This window comes from Bacillus cereus group sp. MYBK216-1 (genome assembly GCF_051916495.1).
GTDB lineage: Bacteria > Bacillota > Bacilli > Bacillales > Bacillaceae_G > Bacillus_A > Bacillus_A thuringiensis_K.
The window spans coordinates 943,799-964,614 of the sequence record NZ_JBQAGT010000002.1 but is presented as its reverse complement, the minus strand read 5'-3'; the positions used below and the strand labels follow the sequence as shown (position 1 = coordinate 964,614).

Here is a 20,816-nt window from a genome sequence, read left to right as displayed (position 1 = left end):
TACCATCTAAATATCGTTTCACCGCTTGGATTTTTTCTTTTGAAGAAAATTTAGCCATAAAAAATGCACCTCCAATTGTTAGACTGTGTCTAACAATTGGGGTGCACTTCATATTGGATGTGGCTTTTAAATTTTAAACAGTATAAATTTTAAACAGTATAAATTTGAAAAGATTATATTAAGATAAAGAATTAAAATATGATGATACAAAATACTTATAAAATTATTCGTGTTATTGAAAAATGATAAGAAAAAGGTGTTTAAAATAGAACCATTTTCATTAATAGTTCAAGTTTTGAAGAATAGTGCATACAATATAAAGTGTTTTCCTTTCTTCATTTAAGTTTTACGTATATAATTTAAAAGTACTATTTTTATTTTATTATTTTATATTTATAACAGAATAGAGGTTTAAAAATGAGTGTTAAAATCATTACGGATAGTGCGGCGGATTTACCAGTAGAATTGCTGCAAGCATATGATATTGATTTAATTCCACTCCGTGTATATGATGAAGCAGAAACAGAGTATTTAGATGGAGTAACATTAGAGTCAGTTACATTATTGCAAAAAATGAGAGAAGGCGCTGTTTATAGAACGTCATTGCCTTCACTTGAAACTTTCCAAGAAAAATTTGTTTCTTATGCAAAAGAAGGTAATCCTTGTATATATTTAGCTTTTTCATCTGAACTGTCTGGTACATATCAATCATCAGTTGTCATTAAAGAGGAAGTAAAAGAAACATATGCAGATTTAGATTTAGAAATTATTGATACGAAATGTGCTTCGCTTGGTCAAGGTCTTGTCGTTTTAGAAGCTGCTAAAATGGCAAAAGACGGCGCATCAAAAGAAGATATTTTAAACCGTGTCGCTTTTCTAATGAACCATATGGAGCACATCTTCACTGTAGCTGACTTACAGTACCTTGTTAGAGGTGGACGTTTAAGTAAAGTAGCTGGTTTTATCGGTGGTTTACTAAACATTAAGCCTATCTTAAACGTGGAAGAAGGAAAACTTGTACCACTTGAAAAGGTAAGAGGGAAAAAGAAAGTATTAAGCCGAATTGTTGATATTATGGAAGAGCGTGGTAAAGACCTTAAAGGTCAAACAATCGGTATAACTCATGGTGATGACATAGAAACAGCTGAAGCATTAAAATCATTAATTACGGAAAGATTCGGCTGTGAAGTATTTATCGTAAATACAATTGGTGCAGCAATCGGTGCACATACAGGACCTGGCGTTATAACGTTATTTTTCTTAAATGAAGTAGAGTAAAGGATTGATCATTTGATCAGTCCTTTTTTCTTTAATCTGTGATTACCGGTCGATATGGTATTGGTAAAGATAAAATCTTTGAAGTTTTCCTATATCAATTGCTCTCTTGTAGAGGGAGTATTTTTTATATGTGGAATGATACTTAATGGTAGAAGAAAAGAGTATAAATAAGAATGTATTTATAGGAATTTAAATATTTGAAGATAACAAAATTTTGCCATTTCATATATAATTGTGTAGGAAGAAATATCTGTAACTATTTGTAAAAATAGGAGGCGGCTATAAAAATGCATGAAATTGCTAGATGGGATTTAAATCGCTTGTATTTGAATGAGGATATTCTATTTCCAATTTTGGAGTTGAAAGAGCAATATTTTGTAACAAAAGATGTAGAGGTTCTTTCAAAGCTTATACAAGCTATTGAAAAAGCAGAATACTATTTGTACTGTAGATCAGTTGAAGAAAGTGTACCACCTGATCTTACTAAATTGACCGTGAAAGTGAAGGAACTAAAAAATGAATTACAGCAAGTAATAAAACATAATGAAGTGGGAACTTCAGATAATACTAAGTTTATAAAAAATGAACTTAGTGCGTGGGAAAATATGTACATACAATTACGGGATAGGATCGAAATAGAGCACAATAATAAACAATTATCCTTTGGACAAGCAAATACTATTGCAATGAATAGTGATAATGAAAAGGAAAGATTAGAAGTATTCGAGTTACTTACAAGTACTTTACATAAGGAAAAAGAAATCTTTGCTACTGTATTAAATCAAATAGGGAGATTGCGTAATGCAAAGAGTAATGAAATAGAAGATAGAGAGATTTTAACACAATCTTTTCATGCGAATGGCATTTCAGAAGCTGTATTATTCCAAATGTGGAATGCGACAGAAGAAAACCTTGATAAATTAGTAAGTGCTTTAAACGTGTATAAGAAGGGAAAAGAGTCAATTACATGGCATGAACTTATGACAGTAAAGGAAAGTAATGAGGTTATAATTCCTTTTTCAGTAGCAGTACAAAACGTTTATGATGCATGTAAGAATATTGATGAAGAATTAGCAGAATTTGCACGTAATGCGATAGAAAGTGGATGGGTAGATGCTGAACCGAGAGAGAATAAACCACCAGGTGGGTTTTGTGCTCCATTTTTCAGTGAGAAAGAATCACGAATTTCAATGCGCTATGATGGGAGTATAGATAGTGTAAGAGTGCTCGCTCATGAATTAGGACACGCTTGGCATTTTTATAATATGAGTTTCGAACAATCTATATCTTTTTTAGATGATAATTTGCCAATGAGTACGGCTGAATCAGCATCTATTTTCTTTGAAACGGTACTCTTAAATTATCTAATTGAAACAACGGATAGTAAAGATATGAAAAAGTCATTACTTAGCTGGAAAATAAGAAATAGTTTTAATTATGTAATGGCAATACGAGCATCGTATCAGTTTGAAAAAACATTTTATGAAAAATGTAAAGAGGGTCCTTTAAGTGCTGATGAAATTGAGAAATTATCTATAATTGCACAAAAAGAAGCATATGGAAATGCTTTAAGTGAATACCAGCCGTTTGTATGGATGAAATATATTCAATTTTATATAGCAGATGTTCCTTTTTACAATTATCCATACACATTTGGATATTTAGTAAGTTTTAGTTTATTAGAAATAGTTCAAGAAGGTAAAAGTACTTTTCATTCGAAATATAAAGAGTTTTTACGAGAAACAGGAAAGGCTCCAGTAGATGAGCTTATGAAAAAACATTTTGAAATAGATATAAGAAATTATGAATTTTGGAATAAAGCTTTTATTCAAATTTCTAAAGACATTGATGAATATTTGCAGTTTATGTAAGGAGAGAGTATAGTGGATCAGCAGTTTATAAAAGGTATACCTTTTTCAACTTTAGAATATGCAAAAGCTATAAGTTTATTAAAAGGTTGGCTACATGAACAACAAGAGAAACCAAGGTTTGTAGTAACTGCCAATCCTGAAATTGTTATGTCTGCAAAGGAAAATACGGAAAAATCAAAACAGTTTAAAAAGATGTTACTATCTGCGGATTTAATAACAGCAGATGGGATTGGTATCATAATTGGCTCGAAAATATTAAAAGGAACTTTGAAAGAACGTGTTACTGGGGCGGATTTAACTCACGATTTAATAAAATATTGTAACGACAATGAATATCGTGTCTTTCTGTTTGGAGCTGCGCCAGAAAGTAATAAAAAGGCATTAAAAAAATTAAATGAGCAGTTTCCAGGAGCACATTTTAAAGGACAGCATGGATTTGTAAATGGTGAAGAAATAGAAGAAATAAAAATGAAAATTAAGCAGTTCAAGCCACATTTACTACTCGTAGGACTAGGTTCACCAAAACAAGAAGAGTTCATCTATGAAAACATACAAACATTAAACGTCCCGCTATCTATTGGTATCGGAGGCATGATTGATATAATATCTGGTACTGTAAAAAGAGCACCAAAAATAATGAGGGATACTGGAACTGAATGGCTGTATAGGTTACTCTCACAGCCGAAAAGATTAAAGCGACAACTTGTACTTCCGAAATTTTTATTATCGGTTATGTCTGAGAGGATTAAAGGGATTAATTAATAAAGGGGACTAACCTGAGCATGGAGAGAGAAAAAATGATAACACTCCTTGCAAAGTACAGTTTTGTGTTAATGAGTTATCTATAATTATGAACTACGCAAAAGATCATTGGAAAGAAATAAACGTGTTTGCATGTAGTATGGGATTGGACTTGAAAGATATACATATTCAAAAAATAGAAAATTTAATGGAGTATGAATTCAGTCATCTCGTTCAAGACAGTGAAGAAGAAGGTTTTAATTTCCTTATAAGACTAATAAATGAATATAAAAACAAAATAAATGTATTCAATAAAACTGGAGAATGTTTATATGGTGTTTTCCAAGGTGATATGTTAATTGGAGTTGGAGGTTTAAATGAGGATCCGTACACAAAAGACAATAAGATTGTGCGGTTAAGGAGATTTTATATTTCAAGGGATTATCGGCGTATAGGGTTAGGGAATTTATTATTAAATCAACTATTATGTCATGCGGAAAAGTATTTTGAAGTGATTGTTTTACATGCTGACACGAAGCAAGGGGATGTGTTTTATACTTCAAATGGATTTGTAAAAGGGGGATTATATAAGGGATCGAGTCACTACAAACTATTATAGAGTTTGCTATCCAAAGAATAGCTACGGAAAGGTATTTTCGTTGATAAATCGATATATCTTAAAAAATCGCTGATATATATGAAGGTGCTACCCTTATATTAGAAACAACTTTTATAATTTCATTTACCAAATTGTTATTATAAAAAAGAGCACCTTAGCTTTTAAAATTTAGCTTATAAGGTGACTCCTTTTCAGTCAATTACGTTTTAACCTTCATTTGTTTCAATAATAATCCTGGTTTACCTTTTACATAATAAAAATGCGGATTATTTTCATCATCATAAAGCATAATATAAGGCTTATCTTTTAGTGGGAGTAGTATAAGTACTTCGTCTATTGTAGTGTGTAACCATTGATTAGTAATAGAAACCGGCTTAGATAAAGGGATTTTTATCATATAGCCATCTTTTGGAACGACATTTAAGTTTTTAAATGGACCAGTAATTGATTTAGCGTATTGAACTGCTTCTTTTTGGATTACTGGATCTAAAGATTGTTTTTGAATGACCATTTCTTTTTGACAATCAAATACTTCAATTTGTTGATTTGTATTTGCGAACGCATTTGTTGATAATAGAAATAGAAGAAGAGAAATGACCCCGATTTTTTTTATCATAGTACAACACCTCACCATTACTATCCCCTCAAAAGCTTTAAATATTTTTCTGTCACATTCATGTAACAAAGATGTTGTATGATACAATTGGTTTTTGTTTAAAAGCAATGGAGGAAAAAATATGAAAGTTTTAATTGCAGATGACGAACAAGATATGTTAAGGATTTTAAAAGCTTATTTTGAAAAAGAAGGCTTTGAAGTATTATTAGCGAAAGACGGAGAGGAAGCACTTCAAATATTTTATGATGAAAAAATTGATTTAGCTATTTTGGATTGGATGATGCCGAAACATAGTGGTATTACTGTCTGTCAGGAAATAAAAAAGAATTCAAGCGTAAAAGTATTAATGCTTACGGCGAAAAGTGAAAGTGAAGATGAATTAGCAGCGCTTCAAAGTGGGGCAGATGAGTACGTAAAAAAACCATTTCATCCAGGAGTACTAATTACACGAGCGAAAAAACTTATTCAGCATGATGATATTATTCAAGTACAAGATGTAAAGATAAATTTCGCCAAAAATAAAGTATATAAAAATGATATAGAGTTAGAAATTACAAAAACAGAGCTCGAATTAATAAAATGCTTTTTAAATCATAAAGGAACTATTTTAACTCGTAAAAAATTGTTAGACATTGTATGGGGATTTGACTATTTTGGAGAAGAGAGAACGGTTGATACACATGTAAGAAGGCTGCGTAAAAAAATTGGAGAAAATATTATTAAGACGCATCGTGGGCTGGGTTATAGTTTGGAGGAACAAAGTGAATAAACTTGGGAAAAAGCTATTTCTCAGCATTTCTTTAACCGTTATTCTTATATTTACAATTTCTTTATTGTTAATTAACTATCTCCTGCCGAAATATAATATTTATAAAACACGTGAGAACTTAAATGAATTTACAACTCAAATACAAAATGCGCCAGTCAATGACTTAGAAGATGTTATCCATATAATTGAAAGTGAAAATAACGTTACAATTGCGTATACGCCAATTAATCAGTCAGAAGATGCTATGAACGACGCGTTACGCATGCAACTTACGAAAAAGAAAGTAACGTTAAATAAGCTTTGGATTACGAAAGACGAAGTCATGAAAGTGAAAACGGAAGGGCAATCGAATAAACTGTACGATCAAGGAAAGGTAAAAGCGAGTTTTTTTGCTAAATATATTGCGAAAGATGATACGATAATTTTAATTGGTACTTCCATTGCGAATTCAAATGAAATTATAAATACGTTAAATACATTTTACTTATACATCGTATGTTTCTCGCTGCTTCTTATTATTTTACTTGTGTGGATACTTTCAAAAATAATAACGACGCCACTGAAAGAGCTAAGTGATGTAGCTCAGGATATTTCACATTTACAGTTTAAAAGAACGAAAGTGAAAACGAATGATGAAATAGGAGAGTTGGCCAATAGTATTAATATCATGAGCGAAAAACTACATGAAGCACATCAAGATTTAACTGATCGTAATGAACATTTAAAACGATTTATGGGTGATGTAACGCATGAATTAAAGACACCGATCGCATTAGTAAAAGCATACTCTATGGGGATTAAAGATGGATTAGATGATGGGACTTATGTAGATACAATTATTAAACAAACAGATCAAATATCAAACTTAATTGAAGAACTATTACGATTTTCTAAACTAGAAAGAGATATTTTACAAAAAGAAGAATTCCCCATTGAACCACTGGTCCAGAGTATATTAGATAAGCATCAGATTGAACTGGATTCGAAAGAAATTAACTTGCAAGTAAATTGTAATGCGGGCGATACAATCGTTTATGCAGATTTAAATAAAATGAGAATGGTGTTTCAAAATTTAATTTCTAATGCGATAAAATATACAGCAAATCAAAACATAATAATTACATTAGAAGATAGAAATAAAAGTATATATTTCCAAATAAAAAATGGCATTCCTACGGATAAAATTAAGGATATCGAGAAAATTTGGGAGCCTTTTTATGTACTAGAATCTTCTCGTAGTAAAGAAAAATCAGGTACAGGATTAGGTTTAGCGATAGTGAAAAGTATTTTAGAAAGGCATGGTTTTGAATATGGAGTTTCCTCTATAGATGGAGAAATTCAATTTTATATAAATGTGAAAAAGGACTAATGAAAATATTAGTCCTTTTTGCAGCTTTAGAGATTAGCGATACAGGATGAATCACCATAATGTTCAAAATTGATGTATTAAATGGAGAATTAGCAAATGTTCTACTTTCATTAAATTCACGTGAAGTTCACAGGAAAACGTTATATTTAAATGGTTATATTTGAATTTAATGAAGTGAGGTATTCAGATTTGAAAAGAAAGAAATTAGTAATTGGTAGCATTTTAATGGGTATGACGTTATCTTTATCTGCATGTGGTTCATCAGATAATATTGTAACGACAAAATCAGGAAGCATTTCAGAAAGTGATTTTAACAAAAAATTAAAAGAAAACTACGGTAAACAGAATTTATCTGAAATGGTAGTAGAAAAAGTATTAAATGATAAATATAAAGTTACGGATGAAGAGGTAACGAAACAACTAAAAGAATTAAAAGACAAGATGGGCGATAATTTTAATACATATATGGAATCCAATGGTGTGAAAAATGAAGATCAGTTGAAAGAGAAATTAAAGCTTACTTTTGCTTTTGAAAAAGCTATTAAAGCAACCGTAACGGAAAAAGATATTAAAGATCATTATAAGCCAAAGCTTCAAGTTAGCCATATTTTAGTAAAAGATGAAAAGACAGCAAAAGAAATTAAAGAAAAATTAAATAGTGGCGAAGATTTCGCGGCATTGGCTAAACAATATTCAGAGGATCCAGGTTCTAAAGAAAAAGGTGGGGAACTATCTGAATTTGGACCTGGTATGATGGTGAAAGAATTTGAGGATGCTGCGTATAAGTTAGAAGTTGGTCAATTGAGTGAACCTGTTAAATCTTCTTTCGGATATCATATTATTAAGCTAACGGATAAAAAAGAGCTTAAACCGTATGAGGAAGAGAAAGAGAATATTCGTAAAGAATTAGAACAGCAACGTATACAAGATCCTCAATTCCATCAACAAGTTACTAGAGAACTGCTTAAAAATGCAGATATAAAGGTATCTGATAAAGACTTGAAAGATACCTTTAAAGAGTTAGAAAAATAATAAATGGAATGTAAGGCAAGCGATAGAAATATCGGTTGTCTTTTTCTCTATTTATCCCGCTATTTGCCGGGCAGTAAGACCTCACCTCAAAATTCAGCGAAAGCAAAGAAGTGGCCCTGCTGATCGTAAACGCCCAATTGGTGAGGGCTGATTAAAGTTTCACTTTATAAAGAAGGAGGAAGTGGGAAAATACTTTCATACCTGCATTAAATTTTACTTAATAAGAAATCTTTGAGTTTCTCAACTTTTATATAAAATAAAACTGAATTTTCAGTTATTTTGTTATATAGTAAAAGAGAACGAATAAGGGGAGGGAACATTTTGAGTAAAAAGAAAATGGCAATTACACTGTCAGCAATGCTATCTGCAACAATTATACCTAGCTTTACTATGGATGTGCATGCAGAGAAGAAGGAAGAGACTAAAAGTACGAAAATTGAATTAGAAAATGGGATGACAAAACCGATTTATTCTCTCGATGAAGCTATTATCGAAAATTTATATGTAGAGACAGAAGTTGATAGTGATCGAGACGGTAAGAAAGACAGAGTATCGATAAAAGTTATGCGTCCAAAGACAGATCCGAATGTGAAAGTTCCTGTTATTTATGAAATGAGTCCATATCGATCTGGATTAAAAGATGTTCCTGTATATAATGTAGATGAAGAATTGTATGCGTATGAAGGAAAACCGTATGGAGCGGTTAATCTTGGTTCGTATGGGAACTATTACGTGCCAAGAGGTTATGCAGTTATTCTAGGCGAAAGTATTGGTACTGGAAAATCAGATGGATGCCCTACAACTGGAGATGAACAAGAGATACTCGGGACAAAATCTGTTATTGATTGGGTAAACGGTCGCGCGAAAGCATTTACAGAACAGGGTGAGGAAGTTCAGGCAAATTGGTCTACAGGAAATGTAGGTATGACTGGAGTTTCCTATAATGGTACATTACCAAATGCTGTTGCGACTACTGGAGTTGAAGGTTTAAAAACAATTATTCCAATCGCAGCAATTAGTAGTTGGTATGATTATTATCGTGCAAATGGTGCAGTCATTGCTCCAGGCGGATATCAAGGGGAAGATACAGATAATATGGCAGAAACAGTACTGACAAGGGAAAACCCTGAAGTTTGCCGACAAGTTATAAAAGAGTTAACGGCTGGACAAGACCGAAAAACAGGTAATTATAATGATTTTTGGGATAAACGTAATTATGTAAAAGATGCTAAAAATGTAAAAGCGAGTGTATTTGTTGTTCATGGTTTAAACGATTGGAATGTTAAAACAAAACAGTTCGCGCAATGGTGGGAAGCACTTGGAGAAAATAGTGTTCCGCGTAAAATGTGGCTACACCAAGGTGGTCATGGTGGGACATCAAGTAATAACTGGCAGCAAACACAAAATAAATGGTTAGATTATTGGTTGTACGGAATTGAAAATGGAATTATGGATGAACCAATGGTTGATGTGCAAAGAGAAAATAAAACGTGGCAAAAGATAAAAAATTGGCCAGATCCATCAGCTGTACCTTCAAAAATCCGTATGTATTTAAGTAATAAATCAGTCAATTTACCATTAAGTATGGGATCGGCTAATAAAGTTTTCTCATTCTTAGATGATGCACAAATGAAATCAAACCAATTAGTAGCAAATCCAGAATTAGAAGTAGCAAATCGATTAGTATATACAATGCCTGTACTGCAAAAAGATACGCGTATAAGTGGTACACCAAAGATTTCAATTACAGGAAATATTGATCGATCTGTATCAAATTTAACAGCATTACTTGTTGACTATGGAGGAGCGAAGCCGGAAATCGTAACGAGAGGCTGGATGGATCCACAAAACTTAAAGAGTATAGGAAATTCAACAGCGATTCAACCGGGCAAAGATTATACATTTACATGGGACATGCAGCCAGATGATTATGTATTTAAAGCGGGGCATCAAATCGGAGTTGTTTTAATTGCAAGTGATTATGATTATACAATTAGACCGAAAGCTGGCACGAAACTTACAGTGAAATTAAGTGAAGTGACATTGCCGATTGTGAAATAAATACTTTTTCTGAAGAGCCTACTAAAGTAAGCTCTTTAATTTGTAGTCTGAATTTTTAATTTTTACATTTCAAATTGGAAGGTTATGTAATACAATATCATTATATTCTATGGAAAGTGAGTGATATATTATGACAGTCAGCTCTTTCGAAATCTCATTAAAATTAGAGGTACAGGAAGATTAGTTGAATTGAAATCTTCCGTACGTAAAAACGGAGGAGAAAATAAATGTTTAGCTTTTATAGTACACTTTGTACGGAACTGTATGATTACACAAAACCAGTCGGTTATTCTTTAAATGGTGATATTGAGTATTACAAAGAACGTTTAAAAGATTGTAGAGGAAGAATCCTCGAAGCCGCAGTAGGTTCAGGGCGTATCATCATTCCGCTTCTAGAGGCTGGTTTTAAAGTGGATGGGATAGATTATTCACCTGAAATGCTAGATTCTTGTCGTAAGCGCTGTAAAGAGAGAGGCTTACATCCTAATTTATATGAAGGAAGCTTGCAACAATTTTCACTTCCGTATAAATATGACGCAATTATCATTCCTACTGGATCTTTTTGTTTAATTGAAAATCGTGTGGATTCTATAAATGCATTGAAATGTTTTTATGAACATCTTAATCCAGATGGACGATTAATCGTAGATATTATGCTTCCGCATGACTGGAAGACTGGGGAAATTCATACATCGACTTTCTCTTTGCCGAGTGGAGACGGAATCACATTAGAAAATAAATCAATTGAAATAGATTGGCTGAACCAAGTTACTGTATCATATTTGAAATATGAAAAGTGGAGTAAAGGACAGTTAGTACAAACAGAACTACAACGCTTTGCACTGCGTTGGTATGGAATAGAAGAGTTTAAACTTCTGTTAGAAAGTATAGGTTTCTCTAACATTACTTGCTCTGCTGAATATGATTATGAAAAAGAACCGTCAAATGCAAATCAAATGATTACTTTTGAAGCTATGCGAAAAGAATAGAACTAAAAATATGAATAAAAAATAAGGCAATCGATTTAAAATCGGCTGCCTTATTTTTAATTTTATGTAATGGTTTATAGAGAAAGATTGGAGGGAAATAAATGAAACTTATATTAATATTTGGCCCACAAGCAGTTGGAAAAATGACAGTGGGGCAAGAATTAGCAACATTAACCGGTTTAAAACTTTTTCATAACCACATGACAATTGATTTAGTAAGTCCAATTTTTGATTACAGTACGAAAGAAGCAAAAAGACTAGTAAGTTTATTTCGTAATGAAATATTTGAAGAAGTATCTAAAAGTGATTTATCTGGAATGATTTTTACGTATATATGGGCATTTGACCTCCAAGCGGATTGGGATTATATACATAATGTAGAAAGTATTTTTGAATCAAAAGGTGGGACAGTGTATTTTGTAGAGCTGGAAGCGGAATTAGATGAAAGATTAGAACGAAATAAAAGCCCGAATAGATTAGAACATAAACCGAAAAAAAGAGATATTGAGTGGTCTGAAAATAATTTGAAAGAAACGATGAAAAAGCATAGATTAAACTCTCTTCATGGTGAAATTGAAAAAGAAGAGTATATAAAAATTAATAACACGTATTTGAGTGCAAAAGAAGTGGCGGAAATGATTAAAGAGAAGTTTCAATTGTGAAATTTTTGAAGTCTATTTCGTTTTCGTTGTCCAAGCATTCTCCTACTAATTACATATACTATTTATGTTAAAGTCGGCTACTATTTAATATAGGGCTGTTATTTTCCTATAAATGCTATTTTAGTGAAGTGGGAGGAATCAATTTGGAAAACGTAGAACAAGATAGAATTGAAAATCAAGTGTATTCAAATCGTGTAGTAAGATCAGAATTTGATTCGAATTGGGAAACTTGTATATCAAAGAGTGGTTATGTAATTTATGTAGCAACAAGTAATAATGCTGAAGTAATAGTGCTTCTTGCAGATGGTTCAAGTAAATTATTAATTTTCGAAAAAGGTGGTAAAGTAGTAGTTGGTGGCGGTGGAACAAGTCATTACAGTAAGCCGCATATTGCAAGAAATATTTAAGATAGAACATGTTAATTAAGAAGAAGCTGGAAAACGGTTGTCATTCATGTTTAGGGCATGATAGACGAACCGTTTTTTATTTGTTTATAAATTTAGAAGAACTTCATTGATTACAAATACATCAGGATGAGCAGCGAAATTAGAAGAAAACTTGGCGGGTAATGGTACAAAATATTATGTACGTTTGCAAGAATCTTACAGCGATATAAAAAAGCATTTCCTATTTGGGGAAACACTACTTCTATGTTATAGTATAATAGTGTTTTTAGATGGTGCTATTTTAATATATCTATAGTTTTGTTATGTATTATTTTTATATTAAATTAGCACCTAAAGTATTTTTTTTATAAGGAGTAGTAATTAGAGAAATGAAAAATATAGACTTTATACTAGAAAGTGACGAGGCATTAAAACCGTCTGAACGATTAGTACTATTATTATTAGAGAAGCATAGAATGTTATATACAAACGATCTATTGGCATTATCAAATTTATCATATAAAACATTAACAGATTCATTAACGGCGCTAGTTTTAAAATCGTATGTGTTAAAGGAAACAGGTAAGGGAAGAAGACAGAATTGCTATAGATTAGTATGATAAGGCAGCTGTTTTAGAAACTTTTACGTATGTTTTTTCAATTGTAAGGTGAAATTGTATTTTTGTTTTCAAACGAAAAACTTACTATAAGAGGGGCTAAGATAGTAGCGTTTCATTTTTGTAAATGTAATTATTCCATCATTGAAAATACAAAAATAAAATAAACCGCATAAAACAGAAATAAAAAAACAATCCATTTTAAAAATGGATTGTTTTTTTATTGGAATAATATTATTTGATATGTTGAAAGCATAAATAGCAGAATAAACATTACCTGTTTTATTTCATGCAACTGAACAAATATGATGAAAACTATGAGTATAGTTTTTTGCTTGCTTTTTCAGTAACTCTAATGAAATCATGGTCTTCATTGTTTAAAGGCAGTATTTTTAACATTATTGCTATTCAGCATTAAGCACAAAAAGGGATATATAATATTATTATGTAAACTTAAGGTTTTAAAAGGAAAATATAATAATTAATAGAACATGTAGAAGGAGATGCTTAAATAGTTTGAAGGATGGGAGATTATTATGGAGCATTTACAATCAATAGCACAAGCTGTTATAAGTGGTCATAAGGGAAAAGTAGTGAAGTTTATAAAGGCGAGTCCAAGTATTGTTAACGAATGTAGTGAAGATGGCTGGACACCACTTCATTTAGCAGCTTATTTTGGACAAAAAGAAATAGCGAGTTTTCTTTTAGAAAGCGGTGCAGATATACATAGTAGAGCGAAAAACGAAAATGAAAATACGCCTTTGCAAGCAGCAATCGCGAACAAGCAAAGTGAACTTGTTGCTTTCTTAATTGAAAAAGGATCAAATGTAAATATTATGCAAAGTGGTGGCTGGACAGGACTTCACGAAGCGGCATTATTAGGAAATGAAGAAATAATTATGCTACTCCTTAAAAATGGAGCTAATAAGATGATAAAGAAAAATGATGGGAAAACAGCGTATGATATTGCATTAGAAAAAGGATATGATCACCTTTTACATCATTTGAAACAGGAAGTGAACTTATGATGAATAAATGGAGTGTTGGTATATTTTTATTTAATGAAGTAGAAGTGTTAGATTTTGCAGGACCATTTGAAGTTTTTTCTGTAACTGAGGTGAATGAAGAAAAACCATTTACTGTTTATACAGTTAGCGAGAATGGAGAAATGATTACAGCAAGGAATGGATTGAAGGTACAGCCAGATTATAGTATTGAAAATTTACCACCAGTGGATATTTTAATAATTCCGGGTGGGCTAGGTGCTAGAAAATATGAAATAAAAAATGAAATAGTAATAAAATGGATTCGCCAACAAATGAAAGAAGTAAAGCTGATGACTTCAGTTTGTACAGGAGCGTTATTACTGGCGAAAGCAGGTTTACTGGAAGGGTTAAAAGCAACAACACATTGGGCTAGTATTGAAAAGTTTAAAAATGAGTTTCAAAATGTTGAAGTTATAGAAAATGTAAAGTTTGTAGATGAAGGACATATTATAACATCTGCCGGAATTTCAGCTGGAATTAATATGGCATTTCATATTGTGAAAAACTTGTTAGGTGTGCATGTTGCGGAGGACACAGCGAAGCGAATGGAGTATGATATTAGTTTGCCAAATTAAAAAGCCCGGATTGGGCTTTTTATATTGAATGAATATAGTTAAGCTCTTCATCACTCAAAATAGGGCGAACAGATGCATTTGCATTTTCTTGTGCTTGCGTTCCTGACTTCGCACCAGGAATTACAACACTTACTGCCGGATGAGAGAGTACATAGCGAAGTGCAAGTTGCCCTAGGGTCTGATTTTTATTTGAGAGCAACCGAAGTTTCTCTACGGTTTGTAAGTCTTCTTGAAACCAAGTTTCATTTGGCCAATCTTTGCGTAAATCTCCATCTGGAAAAATTGTTTTATTTGTAAATTTTCCAGTTAAAATGCCCATTTTTAATGGACCACGAATAACAGCCCCTAGATTTTTCTCTTGTAAGAATGGTAATATATCTTTTTCTGGTTTTCGATTTAATATATTGTAATCAAGTTGTACGATATCAATTTCGTTGTTGTTATTGAAATGATGAATGTATTGTAAATCATGAGTCGAAACACCGACTGCTCTTACTTTGCCATCACGTTTTAATATGTCAAATGCACGTAGAAATGCTTCTGTTTCTCTACGATTATGCCACCAAATATGACAAAAATAAAGATCAATATAATCTGTTTGAAGACGTTGTAAACTTGTTTCAAATACGGCGATGATTTTTTCAGGAGTATCATATACAGGAACGCCATTAGGGTCGTAGTGATGTCCGATTAAACCACCTTTCGTTGATAGTATAATATCATTACGATGTCCTTTAATCGCGGTAGCCACCAACTTTTCACTATGTCCTAAACCATACACATCCGCAGTATCAATAAAATTCACACCACACTCAATGGCTTTTTTTATAGCAGTTATAGATTGTTTATCGTTAACAGGTCCCCATTCATCACCACCGATTGCCCATGCCCCAAAACCTATTTCAGAAACAGTTATTCCAGTGTTACCTAATGTGCGGTAATGCATATTTCCCCTCCTTGTAAGCATGTTATAACATGGATATGTAGGGAAGGAATTTTGTGTGTGAAAAAACTCTTCTACAATAGTAGAAAAAGAATTACAGAAACTACTATTTTATAGCAGCATGTATAAAAAAAATCGGTGTAAATATGGAAATGTCGTCGAATGCTATCTTTAATTGGTTAATTTATGGGATATTTTTGTGAAGGAGTTTATTTTATAAGAATAGAATTTAGTTTAGTAAGAAAACGTGCCGATGGTAGTGAAAAATATGGGTTAGGGGGATTTGAATGAGGAAACTCAAACGAGTAAATGTTCCTAATATACCAGAGCAGTTATCACAACCTAGTGACAAGCGTAGGATAAATAAAAAGAAGTTAAGGCGACTTATTTTAATGGTCCTTTTTATTGCAGCAACTACTCTGTACGTTCAATATATTTTAACGAAACAACAAGAAGTAATTGATAAGAAGAAAGGTACGATTACGGATCAAAAGGAACAATTAGTATCTTTAAAGAAAGATAAAGATTCTTTAAAGACTAACATAGAAAATTTAACAGACGATGAGGAAGAAATTTTGAAGTTTGCGAGAAAAGAGTATCAATTTTCTAAGTCAAATGAAACTATATTTGTGATGCCCAAGTAATGAAAAAAATAGTTAGCCGTCGCTAACTGTTTTTTTATGTATGAATGTAATGGTACAAGGAATAATCACATATTGTAAAAATGAAGAGTTTAAGCTATTTTCATAGATATGGAATATGCACTAAAATAAATGTTGTTAAAATTTTGTCAATTATATTATAATACAAGGTAAGTGGATACATTTTTTAATCAACGTTGAGTTCCTCGCTCATACGACTATTAAGAAACCCGTTATCCTCGTATACGAAAGGAAGATAGCTGTGTACGCTTCAAATACAATTTATATCGTAGGGGATGCGAAAGCACCTCAAAATAATCCCATTACTGAAAAGTTTAAAAGCTATTTCGTAGCATTTGTACTTGTTAAGGATACAGGGGAAATTGTAGATGCAGACTGCTCAGCGACAATTGCATTAACATCTCAATTTGTTAAATATTTATTTCTACATAAAAATATAAATGACCCGGCATTAGTAATGGAAGTAAAGAACCGATATTTCGGTTCTTCTCAAAAAGCGTTACTTGTAGCGCTAAAAGATGCACAGAAAAAATATAATCAGATTGCTGCTTTGTCTACTCAATCATAGACAAAATCCAGCCGTAAGAATCATTCTTATGGCTGGATTTTTTTATTTCACATTATCGTTCTACATCAAAAGTAAACGAAAACAAAGTAGAGTGATAGAAGAGTAAATGTCCAATGGGTTTACCTAATAATTCGTGGGTATAAATCTCCGGTGGATTAAGATTTCACTTCATTGGGGAACGAAAGGATGAACAAAATGAAAATTACAGATGTAAAAGTAAATCGTAGACGTGTAAAACTGCATACACCGTTTAAAACCGCACTTCGTACTGTAACAGAAATTGAAAGTATAGATGTTTATATTCATACAGACGAAGGAGTGATTGGTAAGGGGGCTGCAGCCGCAACGCCAGTTATTACGGGGGATTTCACCAGCGGAATGGAAGAAGCGATTTTAGGACCGATGCGTTCATGTTTAATTGGTCAAAATATCATTCAGTTTCAGCAGTTACTACAGGGCATTCAAATGAGTTGTATTGGAAATTCAAGTTCGAAAGCAGCGGTAGATATCGCTTTATATGATGTATATTGCCAATATCAAAATGTGCCGTTATATGCATTGTTAGGCGGGAAGAAAGAAATTCATACCGATATTACAGTGAGTGTAGATGAGCCTGTATTAATGGCAAAAGAAGCGAAGAAACATATAGAAAAAGGATTTCAAACATTGAAGATTAAAGTGGGTAAAGAGGCGCATTTAGATTTGGAACGTATTGAGGCAATTCGAAATGTGGTACCAAGAAATACGACATTACGTTTAGATGCGAATCAAGGTTGGAGTCCAAAAGAAGCGGTCTCTATCATTCAAGAGATGGAAAATCGTAATTTAAATATAGAATTTATTGAACAACCAGTACACGCGAAAGATTGGGATGGGTTAAAGTACGTCAAAGATCGTGTGCAAACGCCAATTATGGCCGATGAAAGTATATTTTCAGCAAGTGACGCATTAAAGCTCGTTCAAGGAAGATATGCAGACTTCATTAATATTAAATTAATGAAATGTGGTGGCATACGTGAAGCATGGCGTATTGCAGATATCGCAGAAACAGCTGGTGTGAAGTGTATGGTGGGCAGCATGATGGAGTCTTCACTTTCCGTTAGTGCTGTTGCGCATTTAGCGGCAGCGCATCCTAATATTCATTATTTTGATCTTGATGCACCGCTTTGGTTAATGGAAGAGCCAGAAGGAATGACTTATTCTGGATCAAAGATAAACCTTCAATCGACAGTGAATAGTAAGTTTTAGGAGAAGAGACTAGTAAACTATCTTTTAAGGGGGATAAATATGAAAAAAGTAGGAACTGCATTTTTAACAACTTTATTTATATTTTCATCGTTTACATCGGCAAATGCTGAAGAAAAGAAGGATAATAAAGCATTTATAGATGTATCTGCTGCAACGTTATGGACAGTACCTGATTCATTAAGGCCAATCGATACACCGAGTGCAACAAATCCAGTGGATCTATGGAAATGGACGAAATCAATGACACTTGACGAGAAACTATGGTTAACAAATGCAAATAAATTAGAAACACAAGCGTTACTCGGTCAAGAAGTAACTGTTATTGATAAGAAAGGTGAATGGGTGAAGGTATTAGTGCATGGACAGCCAACGCCACGAAATGAAGAAGGTTATCCGGGCTGGATGCCTGAAAAGCAATTAACATATAATCAAGAATTTGCAGATAAAACAAATGACCCTTTTGTGTTAATAACAAAGCCAACAGCGATTTTATATATAAATCCTTCTGAAAAACATAAATCACTTGAAGTCAGTTATAATACAAGACTGCCGCTATTAAGTGAAGACACAATTTCATACCGTGTATTGTTGCCAAATGGTCAGAAAGCTTGGCTACGAAAAAATGATGGAACGGTTTACCGTTCTCAAAATGATATTCCAACCCCGGCGGCCGATGATTTAATAAACACAGGGAAAATGTTTTTAGGTTTACCGTATATATGGGCTGGTACAAGTGGTTTTGGATTTGATTGCTCTGGCTTCACGCATACGATCTATAAATCGCACGGCATTACAATTCCGCGAGATTCTGGACCACAATCAAGAGCAGGAGTTGCAGTTGATAAAGAAAATCTACAAAAAGGAGATTTAATTTTCTTTGCACATGATCAAGGGAAAGGTAGTGTCCATCACGTCGCAATGTATATTGGTGATGGCAATATGATTCACTCACCAAGAGCTGAAAGATCGGTAGAGATTATACCGCTAAATACACCAGGATATATAGAAGAATACGCTGGTGCTCGTCGTTACTTACCTTAAAAATAGAGGAGGTTTTTAAATGAAAAAAGTTGTTCGTTACTCATTAGTTAGTATTCTATTCGTTTCTTCATTTTTAGTTGGTTGCGAAAAAGAAAAAACAACGACAAAGCCGAAAGATGACAAGAAAGTATTACAGTTACTAGAAACGGGTGAAATTCCGTCGTTAAACTCAGTGAAAGTCACAGATGCAATCTCGTTTAACGTTTTGAATAACGTAATGGAAGGACTATTCCGTCTATCGAAAAATGATGAAGTAATTGAGGCAGGCGCACAAAAATATGAAGTGAGTAAAGATGGAAAGACATATACATTCCAATTGCGTGATGCGAAATGGTCTAACGGAGATCCAGTAACCGCCCATGATTACGTATACGCTTGGAAGCAATTGATTAATCCAGATACAGCTTCTCAATATGCATACATTGCGTACGATGTAAAAAATGCTGAGAAGATAAATAAAAAACAACTAGGTCTAGATGAATTAGGAGTAAAAGCGAAGGATGATAAAACATTCGTCGTAGAGCTAGAACATCCTGTACCGTATTTTACGAAATTATTAATTTTACCATCCTTCTATCCAATTAAAGAAAAATATGCGAAAGAGCAAGGTGATAAATATGGATTAGAAGCAAATAAAGCGGTATATAATGGACCGTTTACATTATCAGAGTGGAAGCATGAAGCTAGCTTTACAATGAAGAAAAACGATAAGTATTGGGATAAAAAAGAAGTGAAGTTAGATGAAGTAAACTATCAAATTGTAAAAGAAATTTCAACTGCGGTAAATTTATATGAAACAGATAAAGTTGATAGAGCTGTTATTTCTACAGAATTCGTAGATAAATATAAAAATAATAAAGAGCTAAAACAATATACAGATCCAGTTATGTACTTCTTCCGATTTAATGAAAATGTACCGATTCTTAAAAATAAAAATGCACGTCTTGCGCTAAGTACAGTTTTTGATAAGAAGGGACTCGCAGATTCATTTTTAAATGATGGGTCGGTTGCAGCAAACTATTACGTACCAAAAGGATTCTTAAAGGGCCCAGATAAGAAAGATTTTAGAAGTACGGCAGGTGAGTTTAATAAAACTGATGTAAAAAAAGCGAAAGAATATTGGGAGAAAGCAAAACAAGAGACAGGTACAAATGAAGTGACGTTAGAACTATTAAATTATGACTTAGAAAACTTTAAAAAAGTTGGAGAGTACATTAAAGAGCAGCTTGAGAAAAACTTACCAGGCTTAAAAGTGAATGTGAAATTACAGCCACATACGCAAAAATTAGCACTTGAGAAGAAGAAAGAATATGAAATGTCGTTATCACGCTGGTTACCGGATTATCCAGATCCAATGACTTATTTAGAAGTATTTCTTTCTGGAAGCAGTGTTAATAATACAGAATATGCAAACCCAGAATATGATGCGTTAATTAAGAAGATTAAAACAGAATTAGGTAATGATGAAAAGGCTCGCTGGAAAGCAATGCAAGATGCTGAAAAAATGCTACTTGATGATGCAGTAATTGCACCGGTATTCCAGCGCGGATTATCTTACTTACAAAAACCATATGTGAAAGATTTATATGTACATCAATTTGGTCCAGCTACAAGTTTAAAATGGGCAGATGTACAAAAATAAAAGAATGGGGAAACAGACTTCACGTATGTGATAGTCTGTTTTTTTGTACAGTTCCGAATGAAATATAGACATTTCATATGT

General features: G+C 32.8%; 21 protein-coding genes. 19 read left to right on the top strand and 2 right to left on the bottom strand.

The window, feature by feature from the left end:
• Positions 1-417 precede the first annotated feature (417 nt).
• The 4 genes from ACTFRH_RS10445 (at position 418) to ACTFRH_RS10430 (ending at position 4,509) form a co-directional block, all read left to right on the top strand.
• Positions 418-1,278, top strand: coding sequence for a DegV family protein (locus tag ACTFRH_RS10445; protein WP_000111644.1), 861 nt, complete (start codon positions 418-420; stop codon positions 1,276-1,278).
• Positions 1,279-1,565: 287 nt separating this feature from the next.
• The gene (locus ACTFRH_RS10440) at positions 1,566-3,149 is read left to right on the top strand and encodes a M3 family metallopeptidase (protein ID WP_000544336.1); all 1,584 of its coding nucleotides are present in this window, start codon (positions 1,566-1,568) and stop codon (positions 3,147-3,149) included.
• A gap of 12 nt (positions 3,150-3,161) precedes the next feature.
• Positions 3,162-3,911, top strand: a complete 750-nt coding sequence (locus ACTFRH_RS10435) for a WecB/TagA/CpsF family glycosyltransferase (RefSeq protein ID WP_000372658.1) — start codon at positions 3,162-3,164, stop codon at positions 3,909-3,911.
• A 139-nt stretch (positions 3,912-4,050) separates the two neighbouring features.
• The gene (locus tag ACTFRH_RS10430; RefSeq protein WP_420042254.1) at positions 4,051-4,509 is read left to right on the top strand and encodes a GNAT family N-acetyltransferase; all 459 of its coding nucleotides are present in this window, start codon (positions 4,051-4,053) and stop codon (positions 4,507-4,509) included.
• A 199-nt stretch (positions 4,510-4,708) separates the two neighbouring features.
• Here ACTFRH_RS10430 and ACTFRH_RS10425 read toward each other — a convergent pair whose 3' ends face one another.
• Positions 4,709-5,125 (bottom strand): hypothetical protein, encoded by a 417-nt coding sequence (locus tag ACTFRH_RS10425; protein WP_000591768.1) that lies wholly within the window; start codon positions 5,123-5,125, stop codon positions 4,709-4,711.
• Positions 5,126-5,246: 121 nt separating this feature from the next.
• On the opposite strand from ACTFRH_RS10425, the gene ACTFRH_RS10420 reads away from it, so the two are divergent.
• The 10 genes from ACTFRH_RS10420 (at position 5,247) to ACTFRH_RS10375 (ending at position 14,631) form a co-directional block, all read left to right on the top strand.
• Entirely contained in the window at positions 5,247-5,894 is a 648-nt protein-coding gene (locus ACTFRH_RS10420) for a response regulator transcription factor (protein ID WP_000865979.1), read from the top strand.
• Positions 5,887-7,263 (top strand): sensor histidine kinase, encoded by a 1,377-nt coding sequence (locus ACTFRH_RS10415; RefSeq protein WP_001037265.1) that lies wholly within the window; start codon positions 5,887-5,889, stop codon positions 7,261-7,263. The genes ACTFRH_RS10420 and ACTFRH_RS10415 overlap by 8 nt, the downstream gene beginning before the upstream one ends.
• A gap of 189 nt (positions 7,264-7,452) precedes the next feature.
• Positions 7,453-8,295: a peptidylprolyl isomerase PrsA gene (locus ACTFRH_RS10410; protein WP_002103226.1), complete on the top strand. Its 843-nt coding sequence runs from the start codon at positions 7,453-7,455 to the stop codon at positions 8,293-8,295.
• Between the two features lie 321 nt (positions 8,296-8,616).
• Positions 8,617-10,356 (top strand): Xaa-Pro dipeptidyl-peptidase, encoded by a 1,740-nt coding sequence (locus tag ACTFRH_RS10405; protein ID WP_000038308.1) that lies wholly within the window; start codon positions 8,617-8,619, stop codon positions 10,354-10,356.
• Between the two features lie 227 nt (positions 10,357-10,583).
• Entirely contained in the window at positions 10,584-11,345 is a 762-nt protein-coding gene (locus tag ACTFRH_RS10400; RefSeq protein ID WP_000490903.1) for a class I SAM-dependent methyltransferase, read from the top strand.
• A 101-nt stretch (positions 11,346-11,446) separates the two neighbouring features.
• A complete protein-coding gene (locus ACTFRH_RS10395) occupies positions 11,447-12,007 on the top strand; it encodes an AAA family ATPase (RefSeq protein ID WP_000767063.1) in 561 nt (186 codons plus the stop codon).
• A 143-nt stretch (positions 12,008-12,150) separates the two neighbouring features.
• Positions 12,151-12,414, top strand: coding sequence for a hypothetical protein (locus ACTFRH_RS10390; RefSeq protein WP_000432429.1), 264 nt, complete (start codon positions 12,151-12,153; stop codon positions 12,412-12,414).
• 368 nt (positions 12,415-12,782) lie between these two features.
• Positions 12,783-13,013: a hypothetical protein gene (locus ACTFRH_RS10385; RefSeq protein ID WP_000789031.1), complete on the top strand. Its 231-nt coding sequence runs from the start codon at positions 12,783-12,785 to the stop codon at positions 13,011-13,013.
• Between the two features lie 533 nt (positions 13,014-13,546).
• Positions 13,547-14,038, top strand: a complete 492-nt coding sequence (locus tag ACTFRH_RS10380; RefSeq protein ID WP_000400677.1) for an ankyrin repeat domain-containing protein — start codon at positions 13,547-13,549, stop codon at positions 14,036-14,038.
• Entirely contained in the window at positions 14,035-14,631 is a 597-nt protein-coding gene (locus ACTFRH_RS10375; protein ID WP_000981426.1) for a DJ-1/PfpI family protein, read from the top strand. The genes ACTFRH_RS10380 and ACTFRH_RS10375 overlap by 4 nt, the downstream gene beginning before the upstream one ends.
• Before the next feature lie 19 nt (positions 14,632-14,650).
• On the opposite strand, the gene ACTFRH_RS10370 is transcribed toward ACTFRH_RS10375, so the two are convergent.
• Positions 14,651-15,577, bottom strand: a complete 927-nt coding sequence (locus tag ACTFRH_RS10370) for an aldo/keto reductase (protein ID WP_000559371.1) — start codon at positions 15,575-15,577, stop codon at positions 14,651-14,653.
• Between the two features lie 284 nt (positions 15,578-15,861).
• Here ACTFRH_RS10370 and ACTFRH_RS10365 point away from each other — a divergent pair, with 284 nt between their 5' ends.
• The 5 genes from ACTFRH_RS10365 (at position 15,862) to ACTFRH_RS10345 (ending at position 20,735) form a co-directional block, all read left to right on the top strand.
• A complete protein-coding gene (locus ACTFRH_RS10365) occupies positions 15,862-16,218 on the top strand; it encodes an FtsB family cell division protein (RefSeq protein WP_001228728.1) in 357 nt (118 codons plus the stop codon).
• A 259-nt stretch (positions 16,219-16,477) separates the two neighbouring features.
• Positions 16,478-16,804, top strand: a complete 327-nt coding sequence (locus ACTFRH_RS10360; protein ID WP_000271314.1) for a DUF3870 domain-containing protein — start codon at positions 16,478-16,480, stop codon at positions 16,802-16,804.
• Between the two features lie 186 nt (positions 16,805-16,990).
• The gene (locus ACTFRH_RS10355) at positions 16,991-18,052 is read left to right on the top strand and encodes a dipeptide epimerase (RefSeq protein WP_001038461.1); all 1,062 of its coding nucleotides are present in this window, start codon (positions 16,991-16,993) and stop codon (positions 18,050-18,052) included.
• Positions 18,053-18,091: 39 nt separating this feature from the next.
• Positions 18,092-19,093, top strand: a complete 1,002-nt coding sequence (locus tag ACTFRH_RS10350; RefSeq protein ID WP_000755428.1) for a C40 family peptidase — start codon at positions 18,092-18,094, stop codon at positions 19,091-19,093.
• Between the two features lie 19 nt (positions 19,094-19,112).
• Positions 19,113-20,735, top strand: a complete 1,623-nt coding sequence (locus tag ACTFRH_RS10345) for a peptide ABC transporter substrate-binding protein (protein ID WP_000758239.1) — start codon at positions 19,113-19,115, stop codon at positions 20,733-20,735.
• Positions 20,736-20,816: the final 81 nt, after the last annotated feature.

Bases quoted from the DNA above. Each gene is read 5' to 3' on its own strand.
- ACTFRH_RS10395 (WP_000767063.1), top strand. From the start codon at position 11,447: ATGAAACTTATATTAATATTTGGCCCACAAGCAGTTGGAAAAATGACA.
- ACTFRH_RS10365 (WP_001228728.1), top strand. From the start codon at position 15,862: ATGAGGAAACTCAAACGAGTAAATGTTCCTAATATACCAGAGCAGTTA.
- ACTFRH_RS10345 (WP_000758239.1), top strand. From the start codon at position 19,113: ATGAAAAAAGTTGTTCGTTACTCATTAGTTAGTATTCTATTCGTTTCT.
- ACTFRH_RS10385 (WP_000789031.1), top strand. From the start codon at position 12,783: ATGAAAAATATAGACTTTATACTAGAAAGTGACGAGGCATTAAAACCG.
- ACTFRH_RS10375 (WP_000981426.1), top strand. From the start codon at position 14,035: ATGATGAATAAATGGAGTGTTGGTATATTTTTATTTAATGAAGTAGAA.
- ACTFRH_RS10350 (WP_000755428.1), top strand. From the start codon at position 18,092: ATGAAAAAAGTAGGAACTGCATTTTTAACAACTTTATTTATATTTTCA.
- ACTFRH_RS10355 (WP_001038461.1), top strand. From the start codon at position 16,991: ATGAACAAAATGAAAATTACAGATGTAAAAGTAAATCGTAGACGTGTA.
- ACTFRH_RS10420 (WP_000865979.1), top strand. From the start codon at position 5,247: ATGAAAGTTTTAATTGCAGATGACGAACAAGATATGTTAAGGATTTTA.
- ACTFRH_RS10380 (WP_000400677.1), top strand. From the start codon at position 13,547: ATGGAGCATTTACAATCAATAGCACAAGCTGTTATAAGTGGTCATAAG.
- ACTFRH_RS10430 (WP_420042254.1), top strand. From the start codon at position 4,051: ATGGGATTGGACTTGAAAGATATACATATTCAAAAAATAGAAAATTTA.
- ACTFRH_RS10445 (WP_000111644.1), top strand. From the start codon at position 418: ATGAGTGTTAAAATCATTACGGATAGTGCGGCGGATTTACCAGTAGAA.
- ACTFRH_RS10425 (WP_000591768.1), bottom strand. From the start codon at position 5,125: ATGATAAAAAAAATCGGGGTCATTTCTCTTCTTCTATTTCTATTATCA.
- ACTFRH_RS10440 (WP_000544336.1), top strand. From the start codon at position 1,566: ATGCATGAAATTGCTAGATGGGATTTAAATCGCTTGTATTTGAATGAG.
- ACTFRH_RS10370 (WP_000559371.1), bottom strand. From the start codon at position 15,577: ATGCATTACCGCACATTAGGTAACACTGGAATAACTGTTTCTGAAATA.
- ACTFRH_RS10400 (WP_000490903.1), top strand. From the start codon at position 10,584: ATGTTTAGCTTTTATAGTACACTTTGTACGGAACTGTATGATTACACA.